We start from the raw sequence: 16,949 nt of genomic DNA on the forward strand, positions 1-16,949 counted from the left end.
ATTTAGAGGCCAGCGAACAGGCATTAAATAGTTTGGATGAAGAGATCAGTGATGAGAGCATAAGGGATGAAGCTTTTAGAAGTATAAATGCAGGAGCTAGTAAATTTGAGCAAAAGCTTAACGATGTAAATGAAAAAATCAAAACTACCAAAAATCTAATTGAAGAGCTAAATAACCCGTCTAGCATGGAAAATGCTTTTAGAGGAGCTAGTAAAGAGCTTGATGGGCTACTTGAAAAGTATAAAAACATCAGGGTGCAAAGCGAAATCAAGAAAGATATAGATCAGACCAAAAAAGAGATAGAAAAGCTAAATGGGGTCAGGTATCTTGATAAAGGGCTCGAGGACAAACGAGCGCTTGGTCTAGAAAAAGCACAAAAACAATATGGTAACTATCAAAGAGAACTTTCAAATTTCAACAAGAAAGAGGTCGATGGACTATCAGCATTAAATCAAGCCAATCTCGAAGTAGCAAGAGTTGGCATGAGCGAACGCTCTAGAAAACTAAGCGAGATCAACGAAAAATATAAAAAGTGGCTAAGCGATGGAGTAAATGCCAAAGAAGCAGCCAAAGCAAAAGAGATACTGATCGAGCAATACGATAAAGAAGCTACCCAAAGGACTTTAAAAGCAAAAAATGAAATTTACAAAGACTACTACGAAAAAATCAAAGATTATGCAAGTCTTTGGGCTATAAAAGAAGCCGAGCTAAGGCAAAAGCTAAAAAGCTCTGGCATTGGTAGTGGCGAGATAGAAAAGATGATAGCTCTATCCAAATCAGCCTTTGATAAAGATAGCCAGGACAAGGCTCGTCAAGCAAATATAAAGCAGATAAACGAGCATTTACAGCTAAAAGATAGAGAATTCAACCTCCAAAAACGCCAAACCGAGCTAATAGTGGATGAGACGCAAAAGAGGATGGAGCTTGTCTCTATCGAGCATGATCACGCATTAGAGCAATATGAAGCGATGTTAAAAAAAGGTGAAATTTCACAAGAATATTATGCAAAGGCGTTAGCCCTCGAGGAGCAACTATACCAAAAACAAATGTTTGATGCAAGTAGCTGGGGTCAAGTTGCAAAGAGCACTATCTCGTCGCTTGAAACCGCAATGGGAAGCTTTTTAGATTATTCAAGCGATAAATTTATGAAATTTGGCGACCTTGCACAAAACATACTTCAAAGCCTAGCTAATTCTTTGATGAAGATGCTAGTTATCCAGCCTATCGCAAACGCTCTTACAAGTGGCATCCAAAATTATTTCGGCGGAAGCGGCGGGGCTCAAAGTCTATTAAATTCAAGCGGCCCTAGAGGCGGAGCTTTAACGACCGGCGGTTCGGTTTATAGCGCACAAGGCAACGTCTTTTCAAGCCCGGATCTGCACCGATACGTAAATTCTGTCGTCTCAAGACCAACTTATTTTAAATTCGCAAAGGGTGGTATGCCTAATCTTGGCGTAATGGGTGAAAAGAATGGCGGAAGCCCCGAAGCTATCATACCACTAACAAGGACAAGCGGTGGGGATTTGGGTGTAAAAGCGCAGGTAGATAGCTCACCAAATAATATAAAAATCGAAGTGATAAATCAAACAAGAGAGGACGTAAAAGTAACGAATGTGAGTTCAAGACAAAACATGGAAGAGCAAGTCATAAGCATAGTAATAGGCGCGGTTCAGACAAATAAAATGGGTATGCGCGATGTCTTAGGAGGCGGACGATGAATAAATACCCGACCTATCCGCCAATAATAGTCGGCTCTACCCGCACCTTACAAAATCCAAGCTATCGCTCTCAAAGCGAGAGCGGATACACGTTTAGTCGCAAAAAATGGACGAAGCCAAAGAGCAAATATAGCCTTAACTATCCGGGGCTAAAACATGAGGATTTTAAAATTTTAGAGGATTTTTTTATAGCGAATCAGGGGCTTAAATTCGAGTTTAAGTATCCGCTTGAAAACGAAACTAAAATTTGCGTGTTTGCAATGGATGAGATAAAAGCAACCGATGACGTTCAAGGTTATTGCTCTACAAAAATCGAGCTAGTAGAGGTATGAGATGACGCTTAATACTATAAAAGACTTAAATGCTCTTGATAGTGAGGGAGTTTTGTTGGTCGCTCTTGAGATCGCGATACCCGATACCCCGATCGTGCGTATAGTAAGAAATTCCGAAAACATAATTTTTAAGAATAATGAATTTATTGCATTTCCATTTAATATAAGCGAGATAAAGACTGCAAAAGGCGAGGTTCCGCAGTTTCAGCTTCAAATAGACAATACTAGTCGCGCGATGCAAAATTACGTTCAAATGTATGATCGGTATTTAAGGGTTCATGGTGTGGATAATTCGGCGATAAAAGCTACCGTTTATGTTTTAAACACCAAAGATTTGAACGAGTCGATATTAGAAGAATACTTCGAACTCACGGACTTTAATAGCGATAGCCAATACGTAACCTTTAATCTAGGCTCGCAAAATCTTTTTAATATGAGTTACCCGATAAGGAAAATGTATAAGGATTATTGTCCGTTTAAATTTAAAGATGAGTGTTGCGGATATACCGGGAACGCTACTGGTTGCAATAAAAGTTTGGCTGATTGCAGGGCCAAAAATAACTCCGTAAGGTTTGGGGGCTTTTTAGGCATACAAGGAGGTTACAAAAGATGAGGGTCGCGGACTTGATAGGCACGCCATTTAGCGAGCTTGATTGCTTTGCTCTTGTCAGGAAATGTTACGAGATAGAACGCGGTATCGTCATCCCGCCTGCTCGCAGCCCGCATGATAGGGCAAAAATGGTATTTAGTGAATTTTTAGCCGAGATCTCAAGCAATTGGCACAGAGTCAATAGGCAAAAAGGCGTTTGTGTCGCCCTAAGATACGATATGGCTCATCCAAAGATAGTAACTCACTTTGGTTATATGATAGATGAAAACCATCTGATACATACCACTAGTCAAACCGGGGCGATAATGGAAAACATTAAAATTTACGAGAAACTAGTAGAGGGCTATTATGACTACAAATAAGACCGAGATAATAACCTATCATAACGTCCTAAATCCGCTTGAGCGAACTATCGTAACCGATAAGATTTATAAAAATATCGATGAAATTTTAAAAGATTTAAAATACGATAATGGGATTTACGACCTCGTGGTCTCAAGAAATAGCGTCATCGAAGAAGGGTTTTTCGAGATAAATCCCGGCGACATCATAAACATAACTATCGTTCCAAAGGGTGGCGGTGGCGGAGGTAAAAAGATAATAGGCATCGTAGCTATGATAGCCATAACGATAGTAAGTTACGGGGCAGGTGCTGCGTATGGTGCCAGCGTAGGTAGCGCACTAGGCGTCAGCACCGCTACCGGAACGGCTATAGTGTCCGCTACCGTAGCTGCGGTAGGCGGACTTCTTGTAAATGCCCTTATGCCAAAACCAAACATGAGTCTTGACTTTAACAAGCAAGATTTTAAAAACTCTCAAACATATAGCTGGGCGAGAGCAACAAATCAAGCAATGCAAAGCGCACCGATACCAAAGATTTTCGGCACGCATAAGATAACGCCGCCACTTATCGCAAGCTATATAGAAGTAATCGACAGCAAGCAGTATTTTAACGGGCTTTATGCACTAAATGACGGGTTGATAAAAAGCGTAAGCGATATAAAGATCAATAATGAATCCGTAACGAATTTTAAAAACGTAACTTATGAGATAAGAAAGGGCGAACTGACTCAAGAGCTCATACCTAGCTTTAACGATACCAGCTACGACAAGCCCGTAAGCAAAAAGCTCGATCCAAAAGGCGAATACTCATACACTTCGACCGACGGGAATTTCGTTACGGCATTCATAATAAATTTTGTGATGCCAAGAGGCATATATGCTGCTAATGACCGTGGTGGGCTAGATGAACTTGGCATACCTTTATCCATTGAATACTCTACTGACAATAAAAACTGGATCGTCGAGAGCATGGGTATAAGCGGAGCTACTACCGCAGCCGTTAGGAAAACCTTCAAAAAGACGGGTCTGGCCGCGTCAAGATACTATATAAGAGTAAAACACAGCTATCCTATCCCTGATTCAAGCAGATATGCTACCGACTGCTATATAGAATATATAACTGAAATAATTTCGGATGATTTCATCTATCCTAGGACGGCACTACTTGCCGTTAGAGCCTTAGCTACAGGTCAGCTAAGCGGTTCGGCTCCTAACGTATCTGCAGTAGTGAGCGCAAATTCCGATAATCCTGCCTATGTCGCAAAACAAATCCTAGTAGATAGTGGCATAACCGAGGATAAGATAAGTCCCGGCTTTGAAGAATGGGCTAAATTTTGCGACGAAAAGAAGCTAAGATGCAATATCGTATTTGATAGCGAGTTAAGTGTCGCAAAGGCGCTTGATACGATCGGCTTACTTGGGCGCGCCAGCGTATTGCAAGCGGGTAGCAAATTTGACGTCATCATGGATAAAGCAGGCCTCATACCGGTGCAAAGCTTTCTTTTTGGTATGGGAAATATCTTAAAAGATAGCTTCAAACAGACTTTTTTACCGATCGTAAATAGAGCGAACTTTATTGAAGTAACATATTATGACAAAAACAAAGACTATGAGCCGACGATCGTATCCGTTACGAATACTACATACGATACGGCTACGGTCATTAATAAAACAGGTGTAACTCTCGTAGGCTGCACGGATGAGGAGCAGGCAAGGTCTTACGGACGTTTTCAAATAAACTGCAACCGCTATCTGACCGAAACGATCGAGTTTGAGGCGGATAAAGATAGTTTGGTTTGCAGATACGGCGACATCATCAAGGTTAGCCACGATACCCCGCAATACGGCTTTAGTGGCAGGCTTTTAAATGATAGTGAAAACGGGGTAATTGAACTTGATAGAGATATTGAGATGCAAAAGGATAAGACCTATGCCATACAAATAAAAAACGACAAGAACGAGGTAAAAGAATTTCAAATTTTAGCTCGGCTTGAACCTAATAAAATAAAAGTGGATATGGGAGCTGATACCTTTAAAAAGTATGATAATTACGCATTTGGAGAGATAAATAAGGTAAGTAAATTATATAGGATACTCAAAATCTCGACCGGCGGAGAATTTACTCGCCATATCACAGCGATAGAGTATAACGAAGACATATATAACGATAGCGCCCAAATCAGCTCCGAAAACAAATCCTCTTTGCAAATAAGAAATTTAAGAGCGAGCGATTATATAAAGCTTGATCTTGCAAAAAATATCCGAACCTTTGTTAGTATAGCTTGGAGCGGCAACGCACTTTCATACGATCTGATTTATAAGCAAAAAGAAGAAACCGCATATAAAAGCGTAAAGCTCTACGATTCGTTTTTTGAGTTTGAAGCTATCGATGGTAAAACGTATGAGATCAGCGTAAGCGATGCTCTTGGCTCAAGAGCCAGCATAGAATACACCGTGCAAGGCAAAATAGCAAAGCCGCCAAAAGCATCAAACATCCAAGCAAAAGAGACAAAAAACGAGTGGGTCATAGAGTGGCAATATAAAGATAGACCGATCGATTTTAAAGAGTTTGAAATTTATGAAAACAATGTCTTGGTGCAGACTACGACTCTAAACAGAGCAAAGCTAGCAAAAGATAAGCTAAAAAGCGTCATAACCATCGTTGCAGTAGATACAAGCAATGTTAAAAGCGACAGCATTAGTTTAAATTTAAACGTTTCGCAATTACCAAAGGTATCAAACTTCGAGATTTCTTATAAAAGCCATCAACAAAACGTGGCTACTTGGCAAAGTTTGGGCGATGAGCTTTCATACGAGATAAGACGGGGCGAAGAGTGGCAAAGCGCACAAAGAGTATATTTGGGCTCTCAAACTACGGCGAATTTAGAATTTAACGGAAGCTATCTTCTAAAGGCGTTTTATATCAATGAATACGGACTTAGAGTAGAAAGCGCACAGCCTTGTATTTTAGTAATAGATGAAAGCAAAGCGCAATCAAATGTTACCGAGGTCATAAAATTCCCAAAATGGAGTGGCAAATTTATTGATACGCAAATTTACAATGATGCCCTATGTTTAGCGGGCGATTATGAAAATCCTGACGTCTCAAAGCGCAAGCTAACGAGCATGGAGGGATTTTTAGAGTGCGAGAAAATAGTAGCTCTAAAATCGATAAAAACTTGCGAGATAAGCTCAAGCATAGCCGTAAGCGGACTGAAATTAAATATGAACTTTGACATGATAGAAAATGTTGATGCTATAAAAAATATTGATAATCTAGCGGGAGAAGTTGATAATTTCAGTGCGCAGGTGCAAATTTGCGTTAGCTTGGATGGCGAAAATTGGAGTCCGTATGAAGTCCTAAAAGACGGGCGATACGAGGCATTGGCTTTTAAATTTAGGCTGACGCTAGCATCAAACGACATTCATATAACGCCGTTTATAAGCGCATGCAATATCGTTGTGGATATGCCGGATGTCTTTGAGAGTGGCTCTGGCATTTCAGATAGCAAAGAGATAGAGATTTCATACGAAAAAGAATTCTCGATAGCTCCAAAGGTGCAGATTATAATCATAGACGCAAACGCGGGAGATGACGCCGTGCTGATGCAGCAAAGCGCAAAGGGCTTTAAGATAAAGATACTAAACAAAAACGGCAATGCGGTAAAACGCAAATTTAACTACATCGCAAAAGGATACTAAAATGGCGCAAACAGATGATTTTTTAATAGATGCGAATTTGAGCGGGACAGCTTTTAGAGAGCAGGCCTCAAGCAAGCTGACGGCTCTGGCTACATCCAATCTTGGCGAACTCTCTCCGCAAAACCCGTTACCGGGCATGATATGGTTTGATACGAGCGAAGATTCCACTCACTATTTAAAATTTAGAAATAGCGCAAATAGCCAGTGGTGTGTGCTTTGTTCCATCGTAGCGGCAACTAACATAATAAAAATAAATTTGTCCGAGGAGCAGCTGGATGAAGCGTTAAAAACAAATTTGACGCTGTCGCAAATCAAAAAAGATATAAATTTATCCCTATCCTCGATACAAGAAAACGTATCGGCTTTAAGCGCTCAAATCGGCACTTTGCCTAAAAAATTTTACGACAAAGATCAGTGCGATAAAACGTTTTTAAGGGTGGATGCCGCAGCAAAAGATAGTGAGAAGTTAGGCGGAACTCCAAGCGAGGGATACCATAAAAAAGATAGCGCCAACGGCTCGAAAATCACCGCTGAAACAAAAAACGAGATAGATCTATCGCTGTCGGATAATTTTAACATAACGCTTAGTGAGCAAGGTATTTTAACGCTTATAAACGCCAACATCGGGCAATCAGGCGTCATCACTATTCAAAACGCAGCAAACATAACCGGATACGGCGTAAATTTAAAATGGCGAGACGTGCCTAAAAATTTAAGCCAGACCGAGACATTTGCATATTTCGTAGTTTCCGATAAAGACATAAGAATGGGGAGGGTTTAAATGAACTATATGCTTTTAGTAAGCGGAGGCAACGCTATAAAAACGATATTTCAAACGTCAAACGGATATGAATACTATAACCATGACGCTCATCGTATGTCAATTCCCATGCCGATGCTAAGTAAGGATTTTAACGGCACTTTGACCTTATGGGGTAAAGCAATATATGAGACGGAAAGAGATAGGACGGAGTTTTGCGGCATAACCGCCGTGCATGGCAAACAAGAGGCGCAAATGGAAGTCTTTAGCACATATTTTAGACCGAACAATGCCACTGCGGTAGGTAGTGATAATCTCGCAAAAACATCTTTTAAGGTAGTATTAGTAGAGCCAGCTCAACAAGATAAGCCGCTTTATCTTCAGATATATTTTCCTGAAAGCACGTTTATATTTTTTCAGCAAGCAAAGATCGCAATAGGAGATATAGGAACGTTTCCGGGTGTTTTATTTGAAAGCAACAACGCCGCCACGGATTACTTTGGTATAGGCGGTTCTACGACAGTTATCGTTCCTTTATTCGATGTTCCGGAAAAATATAACGGAGTTTTAAAAATAACTTGTAGCTACGATAGGGGCAATGTCGAAAGTAGAGGCGCTTGCTTTTTGGAGACTACGATCAATCCTAGCTTAGATGAATTTGCTATTACTACGGCGCATTTTAAGACATATAAAAACGGCGAAGCGGAACAAGAAAAAGATTTGCCGGTTTGCATATTCGTAGGAAGAAATAAAAAGATTTTAGACGGCTCGGTAACGGTGGCTGCATTAGGTATTAGAAAAAACGGCGTCCCGTATGTGCCATTTGCGCTTATTGCATGGGATAAAGTAACCATACAAGCATTATAAGGAGCAAAAGTGAAACTATATAACGTAAAAACCAAACAAATCCAGAGCAAAGATATAATAGAAACCAGCAAGGGACTACTCTACGTAAGCTTTTTAAACGATGATGAACTGGTATTATACGGATATAAGCGAGTAATAGAGGATGCTTATCCTCTAGACATAGGCGAGATGAACGAAGCCGTAAGAATAATCAAGGAGACTGATAAGACATATCATATTGGCTATGAGGTGCATCGAAAGTCCTTAGAGGACTTAGAGACTGCGTTTAAAATTTTCGTTCAAGACATTCTTGATACAAAAGCAAAAGAGCATGGGTATGACAGCATAGTATCGGCTTGCTCTTATGCTGGATATGACAATGACTTTCGTGCAGAGGGAGAAAAGTTTGGAGTATGGAGAGCGCATATATGGCAGTGGGGATATGCCTTGCTAGCTGACATTAAGGCAGGTAGAAAGCAGATACCAACTAGTCTTGAGGAGGCATTAGAGGGAATGCCTAAATTTAATGATTGAAATTTATACATAAAATAATTTGTGTATCAAAAAATCTAAATTTTAATAGACAAAGGAATATGAAATGAAAATCAGGATAGGAACGGCTTTTTGCGAAGCCAAAAGGGGCTTTAGCGGGCCGTTGGCGGATGGGCTTTGCTCGGACGACAATATCGGCATAAAAATAAGACGACCTACACTAAAACCTTTTAGCAAGGATAAATTTGAGTTAGTTGAGCCTTATAAATATAAAGATATAAAAATTCCAGTAGGTTATAAAACAAATGGAGCAAATATCCCGCGTATCTTTTGGTTTATATTTCCACCAAATAGCCCTGAATATCTTAGCGCGATAGTAGTGCATGACTGGCTTTGCGAGCAGGCGGCAAAGCTAGGCGGTGCAGACGAACAGCCCGCACGAGTGTTTGCTGCGGGTCAGTTTGAAGCTTTTAAAAAAGCCGATGAAATTTTGCGTGAGATGATGACAGGTTTAGGCTGCTCGAAATTTAAAATTTATGCGTTTTATGTTTCGTGCAGGATCTATCATATATTAAAGTATGGAGCAAAGCGATGATCTTAAATATAAAATTTTGGCTATCGATCATGGCTATTTTAGTGCTTACGTTGCTTGTTAGCGGTATCGAAATTTGGCATCTAAAAGGTGACGTCTCAAAAGCGCAGGCAGATCTGAAAGCTGCACGAACACAAATAGCTTTTAAAGATGCTAGCCTAGCGGTCAAAGAGGCCGACCTACAAGTGGCAAACTCCAAAATCGACCTACAAAATATAGCGATCAAACAACTTGAAGTTTCAAAGCCGGATATTCAAAAAATCAAAAAAGAGATTGAAACTAAATTTGAGCGGATAAAGCCACCGCAAAAAGCAAAAACCAAAGAGACAAAATGCGAAGCAGAGCTAGTATATTATCAGGATCTATTCAGGGAGCTAGGCGATGACTAAGACTATAAGAAAATTAGATATTCATGACTTTATGCAAAGAAACCTTAGAAAGATAGTTTTTATCATATTGCTTAGCTTTGCTGTGATAATGGCTGGCTGTGCTAACAAACCAGAAATCATCACAAGAACCCTGTATCAAGACGTGTATATCCCCATGAAATGTGACGTAAAGTTACCCGAAAAGCCAGAATATGACAAGAACGATCCAGATAGTGCAAAGAAACTGGCGATCTACTATAAACAAGTAGAAAAGCTCCTTAAAGGCTGTATAAGATGAACGATACGAGCTGGCTGCATAATCTTTTAAATAATATTTCTAACTATGCTTTAGCTTTGCTCGTTGGGTTTCTTGGCGGGATGCTGGGTATTGGTAGCGGAAACGTCAGACTCAAAGGGCACGGTATAACAAGAGGTATTTCTTGGCTCGTAGCAGTTGGCTCATCCATGCTCTTTTGCGTAGCTACATATGCCTTGATAGTTCATAAATTTGCCAATGCCGAGCTTGGTATAGCGCTTGGCGGAGCGGTAGCATGGCTAGGAGCCGATTGGGTAAAGAAAAAGATAGATAAATTTATAGATACTCTCATATCCATGGTAGCTAAAAAGAGTGTGGATGGTGTATCAAACAACGAAAGATACGATAATGAGGATTTAGAGGATATACCAAGACCGCCAAAGGAATACTGATTAAAGAAAGGAAAAGTAAAAAATGGCTGATTTTAATAAAGCTTATGAGAGGATGTTAAAGCTTGAGTTTAGCTCTGCTTCGGATGCATTACATAAAAATAAAAATGAGAAAGGGCTTACTTTTATGGGCATCTATGAGGGGGCTCATCCAAGCTGGCGTAGCTGGAAAACTATCAAAGATATACTTAGGGCGTGCAAAGATATGAAAGAGGCATCTAGGCTTTTATATAATGATCTAGCTACAAAGGCGGACGTGAAGGAGTTTTATCTAAAAGAATTTTGGCAACGTATGAGGCTAGATGAGATCATCGGCCAAAAGATAGCTGAGGAGATATTTGTATTTGGCGTCAATGCAAATCATAAACCTGCGGTAAAACTGGCTCAAAGGATAGTGGGTGTTAAAGATGATGGCATCATGGGCGAGCAAACTATAAGAGCGTTAAATTTATATAATGAAGTAAAATTTGACAAAGAATACGATGAAGCAGAAAAGGCTTTTTATGACAAGATCATTAAACTGCATCCTGAACTTGATGTCAATCAAAGAGGCTGGTATAGACGGGCGGAAGCAGTATAAAATTTATGTGTAGAGAGTGGTTAGAAAATAATTCTTTATATCTTTAAATCTCACTGAAATGAGAATTTGCGCTTTATGAATTTTCTCATTTTAATGAGATTATTTTTCTCATTTCATTTGGCGGTTTTACACATCCGGCCTCGATGACGCACGAGTCATATCCAAAAGAGCTTCAAGAAAAGATCGGTATCTCGCAAAACCTACTTCGTCTGGCTATCGGCATCGAAAATGCGGACGATCTGATAGATGATCTAAAACAGGCTTTGATAAAGGCCAAAAAATAAATCATTGCTACCTAAATTTAGGTAGCAATCTACTTATCGCGTAAAGCGTAAATTTACTACCTTTGCGCGGTATTTTACTTATTTTTTGTCTTGCTGCCCCAGTATCCGGCTAGAAGCGAGCCCGAGATGTTGTGCCAGATGCTAAATATCGCTCCGGGTAGGGCGCTGAGTCCTGAGAAATATTTGAGCGCTAAAGCCACGCTTAGACCGGAATTTTGCATACCGACCTCGATAGCGATCGTTCTAGCGATCTTTTCGCTAAAGCCAAAAATTTTAGCCCCGACGTAGCCAAAAAATAATCCCGCGCCATTGTGAAGTATAACGGCGATCACGACGATAAAACCGACTTCGTGTAAACGTTTATTATTCAGCGCGACTACGATAGCGATGATGAGCACGATGACAGCGATCGAAACGGCCGGTAAAAACGGCTCTATACGCTTGACGCCTTTGCCTAAAAATTTATTTAAGATCACACCGAGAATGAGCGGTAAAAGTGTGATCTGCACGAGATCTATGAGCATATTTGTTACAGGCACATCGATCTTTTGTCCGATGTATAGCCACGTGAGAAACGGCATCAGTACCACTGAAAGTAGCGTCGAAGTGAGCGTCATGCTAACAGATAGCGCCAGATCGCCCTTAGCTAGGTAGCTCATCACGTTTGACGCCGTGCCACCTGCGCTAGTGCCTACCAGCATCATGCCTATTAGCAAGTCGCCCTCCAGTCCTAAGGCCAAACAGATCAAAAATGCAGCCGCCGGCATGATTAGAAACTGCAACACGACGCCTAAAATCAGCGCGAATTTCTGCCTCGCCACTTGACGAAAGTCCTCGAGACTAAGCGTGATGCCCATACTGAGCATTATGAGCATCAAAAGCGGCGTTATAGCGGGCTTAAAGCCTACAAACATATCGGGCCAAAAATAGGCGACTACGGCGAAAATAAATGCTAAAAATGGAAATATTAAAGTTTTCATGGCGGCGATTATAGCATATTAAGCTTCAAGCGGCTTTGGCTTGTCGAAATAAAATCCCTGAGACGCGTCTATGCCGATGGCATTGACCGTGTTTAAAATGGTGTTTGAGTGCACGAATTCGGCGATGGTTTTTATGCCAAATCTCTTAGTGAATTCCACCATCAGCTCGACCACTTTGCGTGATTCCTCGTTTTCATCGATATTTTGTATCATGGAGCCATCTATCTTGATGTAGTCGGCTTTGATCTTCATTAGGTATTCAAAATTCGAATACCCCGTTCCAAAGTCGTCTATCGCGATCTTGCAGCCAAATTTACGCACTTCGTTTATGAAGTGATTGACCTTGTCGAAATTTTCGATGCCCTCGTCTTCGACTACCTCGATAGTGAGACGTCGCCCGATATTTTCGTATTTTTGTAGCTTTGCTTTGAAAAATTCCAAAAATTTAGGTGACAGGATGTCCTCGATGGCTAAATTTATACTAAATTCGTCGCTGTTTTGTGAAAAATGCTTGAAGGACTTTTCTATCACGATATCAGTAAGCTTTTGATATAGGTTGGAATTTTTGGCTATGCCTAGGAAGTCTATCGGCAAGATCACGTTCCTGTCCTCGTCTATCATGCGTATGAGGCACTCGTATTTTATGACCTGATTGCTCGTGTTATCGACGATGGCTTGTTTGTAAAGCACGATACGATCTTCTTCTATGGCTCTTTTTAAATTTTGAGTCAAATTCACGTTGCTTATGAGTTTGTCTTTTTTCTCCTCGAAAACTACGATCGGCGTTTTAGTCTCTTTGGCGTAGTCTTTTGCCATTTCAGCGGTGATGAGGTGCATGTCGGAGGATATGCCAAACGCCAGGTCGATGTAAAATTTATTGTTTTTGATGCCTAAAGCCTCGTTCTTGAAGTATTCGATGACCTGCTCGCAAAATTTAAAAAAACTCTCTTTATTAAAATCCGGCTCTCGTCCCAGGAGTGCGAAGTTATCGTTTGTCAGCCTATAAAGCTCTAAATTTTTATTTTCCATCAGCCTTCGCACGGCGTTGCTTAGCTTTATGAGGATGAGATCGCCCGTCTCAAAGCCGTAGTATTCGTTGATCTGTTTAAATTTCAAGATATCAAAATTTGCGACGAATACACCGCCCTCGCCCTCGTTTAGCTTATCTATCAGGGCTTGGCGGTTTGGCAGCTTGGTGAGCGGATCTTGCAGGTGATTTTGCAGCTTTTCTTGCTGTGCTATTAGTAGCGTGATGTCCTGGCAGATGCAGACGAACTCCAAAATTTCATCATCGCCGCTTAGTATCGGTGTGATGCTCGTTTTCAGCGAACATACGCTACCGTCTTTTTTGTAGGTTTTTATGACGCCTTGCCACTCGTGCTTAGCCCAGATTTTTTGCGAAATTTGCTTTAAAATTTCGTAGTTTAGCCCTTTGTTCAGCAAAATTTCATTTGGCTTGCCGATCAGCTGCTTTTTACTGACGTCTAGCAGCTCGCAAAATGCGCCGTTTACAAAGGTTATCATATCTCTGGTGTCAAACCTTAGCACAACAGCGGAGCTATCAATCGAGTTTTTGTATTGAGCTAGGAGTATGGCGCTTTGCTTTTTCTCGAAATTTAGCCGCTCTTTTTCACGGATGATCTCGTTTATATTTTGCGCGATCGTCTGAAGCTCTGTAAATTCTATCTCGTCGCTTGCGATATATCCGCCCGTATTTTCACGCTCGCCAAAATATTCGCTAAATTTGGCTATCGATCGATCGAACATATTTTTTATATATTTTGCGCTCATTAGTATCAGCAAAACGACGATACAAAAATAAAACAGATAAATGACGATCTTATAGACAAAGTCATTAAACAGCTCTTGTCTTTGCGCGGTCGCGAGCTTGTCGGTCTCGTCCAGGAAAGTCCCCGTGCCAAGCACGAGCCCCAGCACACCTATGTCTTTTACGAAGCTTAGTTTCTCGGCCCTGGTCCCGTCGTTTTTGCTCCACTCGTATGTCAAAAAGCCCTCTTTGGTATCAAATCTCGCGAGGCTGGTCAGCTGATTTAAAATTTCGTTTCGTTTTTGATTGAATATCGCGTATCGGTTATTCTCGAGCTCGGCGGAATTTGAAAGTAGTATCTTGTCGGAGTTTTTATCGAGCAAAAATAGATATTTATTTTGATCCAACGCGAGATTTTTTATGAAAATTTTAGTCTCGTCTATGAATTTAGCGTTAAATTTATCGATGTCTTTTGAGTATATGACGGCGATGTTTAGCGGCTCGTAAGCCGTGGCGAAGCTAAGGATGTTTTGGCTGCCCACGCTGCTTTGCATGATCGCGGCTTGCTTGTCCAAAGCGTTGTTCGCTAGGGCTAGGACGTGAGCGCCGCTATCTTTGCCAAAGAGCAAATTTCGCGATTTGTAGTCGTAGACCAGATAGTTCTCATCGCCTAAATTTTCAAATTCTATTTTTAGCTTTTTTAGGGTCTGCTCCCTGTTTTGACCCCCTTGCATGTCGCGTGCCAGCTTCGTTCCATCAAGCGCTTTTTGTCTTATGCCGTCGGTGAAATTTTTATACTGGGATAGGTAGTTTTGCTTGATCTGATAGGCGACGCTGTAAATTTCGCCTCTTAAGTTCTCTTGTTCTTTGATTATGAGGTTTTTTTTGATATCCTGAAGCTCGTTTTGATAGCTTGAATAACCGTATCCTACGCCCAAAATTTCAAGCATAGTAACGGCTATCAAAGAGAGGATCGTTACCGATAAAAATACGAATTTCCCCATCGATGAGGTCGTTCGTTTCTCTTTTTTGCTTGGCAAAATCAACCTTTTTATTTGGCTTTGTTATAACAAATCATTGACGCTCGCTTCGCTTCTAAAAATCGCGTTTGGCTTTATGGCTTCATTAATTTTACTTCGTTGCACTCGCAACTGGGGATAAGCTTTTTACAGGGATGCCATTCTCCTGCTTTGAAAGTCAAATCAATACTTCTTTGTAACAGAGCCTTTTGTTTTATTTAGCAGATGTTATTAAAATTTTGTTTAGAGTTTGATTAAAAAGTATGTTTAATTTACGCAATATTTACAAAATATAGCAAAAATGCTTCTAAACGACACAAATCGTAGCTTTTCATGCTAAATTTTATTTACTATATATTTAAAATAGCTCCAAACTCGGTTGAAAATTTTTGATCACGAAGCTTTTTCGCGAAATTTCATTTTGTCCATATTTCGCGATCGCCTCTAAATGGGCTTTCGTGCCGTAGCCTTTGTGCGATTTGTAGCCAAAATTCGGGTAAATTTTATCCCACGCGCACATGAGCTCGTCGCGGCTGACCTTTGCCAGGATGCTCGCAGCCCCGACCTGTGCGACCTTCGCGTCGGCTTTTACCATCGTTTGCACGCCCGTACCATAGTTTTGGTTGCCGTCATATAGTAGCTCGCAGTCCGCAAAATGCAGCTTGAATAAATTTAACGCCCGCCTCAGGCACTCGCTAAGCCCCAGCTCGTCGATCTGCTCGTTTGAAAAATAAACGATGAGATAACGTGAGTTTTGTGTGATGAGGTGAAACAGCTCCTTGCGGCGTTTTGGGGTGAGCTTTTTGGAGTCGTTTAGGCCTGAAATTTCGGCATTTAGCACGCATGCCGCCACCGCCATAGGACCAGCCAGCGCACCGCGTCCCGCCTCATCGATACCGCAAACTTGCATTTAGCTTAATATCTCATCTACTAAGGCGTCGATGTGTATCTGTGCGGTATCGAGCGTCCCGACACCCAAATTTACGCCGTTAAAGATGAACGGAAGCTCGGTGCAGCCAAGCACGACGGACTCGATGCCGTAAATTTTACGCATATTTTCGATTATAGTTAAAAATTTGTTTTGAGTTTGTTTATTTACTATATTAAGTTCGAGTTCGGTCGCGATCTTTTCGCCGATAAATTTCATCTCATCCTCATTTGGGGTGAAAATTTCGATACCGTTTTTCAAAAATGGCGTTTTAAAAAAGCTCTCTTTCATCGTCGTGTAAGTACCCAGAAGTCCTATTTTAGATAGTTTTTCGCGCTGGGATTGTTTTAGCGTCGCCTCCACGATACTGATGAGCGGGATAGGTGAGCGCGCGGCGAGCTCGTCAAAAACGATGTGCGGAGTGTTTGCGCTGATAGCCCCAAACTGCGCTCCTGCGGCGTGGAGGCTGTCGATGCCGTTTAGGAGATATTTAACAAGCTCATCAAATTTACGCTCGCTGCACATTTTTAGCACTTCAAACACACTCAGGCTCTCGACCGTGAAATTTGGAAAGAAATTTTCACCAGTTTTTCGCTGCACACCATACGCGATACCCTCGTAATAAAGCAGCGTGGATGCGGGTCCTGTGCCGCCGATGAGACCTAGTTTTTTCATCGTTTTTCCTTGATCTAAAATTTTATTATGGTAGCATTTTTTGCAAATTTAGGGCTTAAAATCGTGTTAACAAGGGCTAAATTTAGCTTTTTTCTGGGTTTAGGCGTGAGCGGAGATATTGTTTTTATGACACCATGTGATCAAAAGCGGGCAGGACAACGCTAACCATTCTGTATTTTCCTATTTGTATAGAGTGCGCACGAGCGCCATCAAACGCCGCCGACACGCTTCAAACTTCAAATTTTGGC

General features: G+C 41.1%; 18 protein-coding genes. 14 read left to right on the forward strand and 4 right to left on the reverse strand.

Annotated elements, in window-relative coordinates:
• Positions 1-32 precede the first annotated feature (32 nt).
• The 14 genes from HMPREF1139_RS02580 (at position 33) to HMPREF1139_RS11210 (ending at position 11,331) form a co-directional block, all read left to right on the forward strand.
• Positions 33-1,718 (forward strand): phage tail tape measure C-terminal domain-containing protein, encoded by a 1,686-nt coding sequence (locus tag HMPREF1139_RS02580; RefSeq protein ID WP_009649549.1) that lies wholly within the window; start codon positions 33-35, stop codon positions 1,716-1,718.
• Positions 1,715-2,050, forward strand: coding sequence for a hypothetical protein (locus HMPREF1139_RS02585; RefSeq protein ID WP_009649531.1), 336 nt, complete (start codon positions 1,715-1,717; stop codon positions 2,048-2,050). The genes HMPREF1139_RS02580 and HMPREF1139_RS02585 overlap by 4 nt, the downstream gene beginning before the upstream one ends.
• 1 nt (position 2,051) lies before the next feature.
• Complete coding sequence (locus HMPREF1139_RS02590) at positions 2,052-2,663, forward strand: DUF1833 family protein (protein WP_009649803.1); 612 nt, start codon at positions 2,052-2,054, stop codon at positions 2,661-2,663.
• Positions 2,660-3,022 carry a hypothetical protein gene (locus tag HMPREF1139_RS02595; RefSeq protein WP_009649687.1) on the forward strand — a complete coding sequence of 121 codons (363 nt, stop codon included), beginning with the start codon at positions 2,660-2,662 and terminating at the stop codon, positions 3,020-3,022. Before HMPREF1139_RS02590 ends, HMPREF1139_RS02595 begins: the two co-directional genes overlap by 4 nt.
• Positions 3,009-6,704: a TipJ family phage tail tip protein gene (gene gpJ, locus HMPREF1139_RS02600; protein WP_009649572.1), complete on the forward strand. Its 3,696-nt coding sequence runs from the start codon at positions 3,009-3,011 to the stop codon at positions 6,702-6,704. The genes HMPREF1139_RS02595 and gpJ overlap by 14 nt, the downstream gene beginning before the upstream one ends.
• 1 nt (position 6,705) lies before the next feature.
• Positions 6,706-7,485 carry a hypothetical protein gene (locus HMPREF1139_RS02605; protein WP_009649456.1) on the forward strand — a complete coding sequence of 260 codons (780 nt, stop codon included), beginning with the start codon at positions 6,706-6,708 and terminating at the stop codon, positions 7,483-7,485.
• On the forward strand, positions 7,486-8,331 hold the full coding sequence (locus HMPREF1139_RS02610; protein ID WP_009649566.1) for a hypothetical protein: 846 nt from the start codon (positions 7,486-7,488) through the stop codon (positions 8,329-8,331).
• Between the two features lie 9 nt (positions 8,332-8,340).
• The gene (locus tag HMPREF1139_RS11070) at positions 8,341-8,844 is read left to right on the forward strand and encodes a hypothetical protein (RefSeq protein WP_009649578.1); all 504 of its coding nucleotides are present in this window, start codon (positions 8,341-8,343) and stop codon (positions 8,842-8,844) included.
• A 64-nt stretch (positions 8,845-8,908) separates the two neighbouring features.
• Positions 8,909-9,397: a DUF1353 domain-containing protein gene (locus HMPREF1139_RS02620; protein WP_009649501.1), complete on the forward strand. Its 489-nt coding sequence runs from the start codon at positions 8,909-8,911 to the stop codon at positions 9,395-9,397.
• Positions 9,394-9,783 (forward strand): hypothetical protein, encoded by a 390-nt coding sequence (locus HMPREF1139_RS02625; protein WP_009649880.1) that lies wholly within the window; start codon positions 9,394-9,396, stop codon positions 9,781-9,783. The genes HMPREF1139_RS02620 and HMPREF1139_RS02625 overlap by 4 nt, the downstream gene beginning before the upstream one ends.
• Positions 9,776-10,060, forward strand: a complete 285-nt coding sequence (locus HMPREF1139_RS02630; protein ID WP_232209591.1) for a hypothetical protein — start codon at positions 9,776-9,778, stop codon at positions 10,058-10,060. Before HMPREF1139_RS02625 ends, HMPREF1139_RS02630 begins: the two co-directional genes overlap by 8 nt.
• Positions 10,057-10,470 (forward strand): hypothetical protein, encoded by a 414-nt coding sequence (locus HMPREF1139_RS02635; protein WP_009649552.1) that lies wholly within the window; start codon positions 10,057-10,059, stop codon positions 10,468-10,470. Before HMPREF1139_RS02630 ends, HMPREF1139_RS02635 begins: the two co-directional genes overlap by 4 nt.
• Positions 10,471-10,492: 22 nt before the next feature.
• Complete coding sequence (locus HMPREF1139_RS02640) at positions 10,493-11,047, forward strand: glycosyl hydrolase 108 family protein (RefSeq protein WP_009649526.1); 555 nt, start codon at positions 10,493-10,495, stop codon at positions 11,045-11,047.
• A 110-nt stretch (positions 11,048-11,157) separates the two neighbouring features.
• Positions 11,158-11,331 (forward strand): PLP-dependent transferase, encoded by a 174-nt coding sequence (locus tag HMPREF1139_RS11210; protein ID WP_269479231.1) that lies wholly within the window; start codon positions 11,158-11,160, stop codon positions 11,329-11,331.
• Between the two features lie 74 nt (positions 11,332-11,405).
• Here HMPREF1139_RS11210 and HMPREF1139_RS02645 read toward each other — a convergent pair whose 3' ends face one another.
• From HMPREF1139_RS02645 to HMPREF1139_RS02660, 4 genes are all read right to left on the reverse strand, one after another.
• Entirely contained in the window at positions 11,406-12,311 is a 906-nt protein-coding gene (locus HMPREF1139_RS02645) for a bile acid:sodium symporter family protein (RefSeq protein ID WP_009649471.1), read from the reverse strand.
• A gap of 18 nt (positions 12,312-12,329) precedes the next feature.
• A complete protein-coding gene (locus HMPREF1139_RS02650; protein ID WP_156795009.1) occupies positions 12,330-15,119 on the reverse strand; it encodes an EAL domain-containing protein in 2,790 nt (929 codons plus the stop codon).
• A gap of 337 nt (positions 15,120-15,456) precedes the next feature.
• The gene (locus HMPREF1139_RS02655) at positions 15,457-16,008 is read right to left on the reverse strand and encodes a ribonuclease HII (protein ID WP_009649705.1); all 552 of its coding nucleotides are present in this window, start codon (positions 16,006-16,008) and stop codon (positions 15,457-15,459) included.
• Positions 16,009-16,701 (reverse strand): aspartate/glutamate racemase family protein, encoded by a 693-nt coding sequence (locus tag HMPREF1139_RS02660; protein ID WP_009649800.1) that lies wholly within the window; start codon positions 16,699-16,701, stop codon positions 16,009-16,011.
• Positions 16,702-16,949 lie beyond the last annotated feature (248 nt).

It is taken from the genome of Campylobacter sp. FOBRC14 (assembly GCF_000287855.1).
GTDB classification, from domain to species: domain Bacteria; phylum Campylobacterota; class Campylobacteria; order Campylobacterales; family Campylobacteraceae; genus Campylobacter_A; species Campylobacter_A curvus.

Excerpts from the sequence above, each read along its gene's own strand:
- HMPREF1139_RS02655 (WP_009649705.1), bottom strand. The coding sequence starts at position 16,008 with ATGCAAGTTTGCGGTATCGATGAGGCGGGACGCGGTGCGCTGGCTGGT.
- HMPREF1139_RS02590 (WP_009649803.1), top strand. The coding sequence starts at position 2,052 with ATGACGCTTAATACTATAAAAGACTTAAATGCTCTTGATAGTGAGGGA.
- HMPREF1139_RS02635 (WP_009649552.1), top strand. The coding sequence starts at position 10,057 with ATGAACGATACGAGCTGGCTGCATAATCTTTTAAATAATATTTCTAAC.
- HMPREF1139_RS02595 (WP_009649687.1), top strand. The coding sequence starts at position 2,660 with ATGAGGGTCGCGGACTTGATAGGCACGCCATTTAGCGAGCTTGATTGC.
- HMPREF1139_RS02645 (WP_009649471.1), bottom strand. The coding sequence starts at position 12,311 with ATGAAAACTTTAATATTTCCATTTTTAGCATTTATTTTCGCCGTAGTC.
- HMPREF1139_RS02630 (WP_232209591.1), top strand. The coding sequence starts at position 9,776 with ATGACTAAGACTATAAGAAAATTAGATATTCATGACTTTATGCAAAGA.
- HMPREF1139_RS02585 (WP_009649531.1), top strand. The coding sequence starts at position 1,715 with ATGAATAAATACCCGACCTATCCGCCAATAATAGTCGGCTCTACCCGC.
- HMPREF1139_RS02660 (WP_009649800.1), bottom strand. The coding sequence starts at position 16,701 with ATGAAAAAACTAGGTCTCATCGGCGGCACAGGACCCGCATCCACGCTG.
- HMPREF1139_RS02620 (WP_009649501.1), top strand. The coding sequence starts at position 8,909 with ATGAAAATCAGGATAGGAACGGCTTTTTGCGAAGCCAAAAGGGGCTTT.
- HMPREF1139_RS02640 (WP_009649526.1), top strand. The coding sequence starts at position 10,493 with ATGGCTGATTTTAATAAAGCTTATGAGAGGATGTTAAAGCTTGAGTTT.
- gpJ (WP_009649572.1), top strand. The coding sequence starts at position 3,009 with ATGACTACAAATAAGACCGAGATAATAACCTATCATAACGTCCTAAAT.
- HMPREF1139_RS02625 (WP_009649880.1), top strand. The coding sequence starts at position 9,394 with ATGATCTTAAATATAAAATTTTGGCTATCGATCATGGCTATTTTAGTG.
- HMPREF1139_RS02605 (WP_009649456.1), top strand. The coding sequence starts at position 6,706 with ATGGCGCAAACAGATGATTTTTTAATAGATGCGAATTTGAGCGGGACA.
- HMPREF1139_RS02610 (WP_009649566.1), top strand. The coding sequence starts at position 7,486 with ATGAACTATATGCTTTTAGTAAGCGGAGGCAACGCTATAAAAACGATA.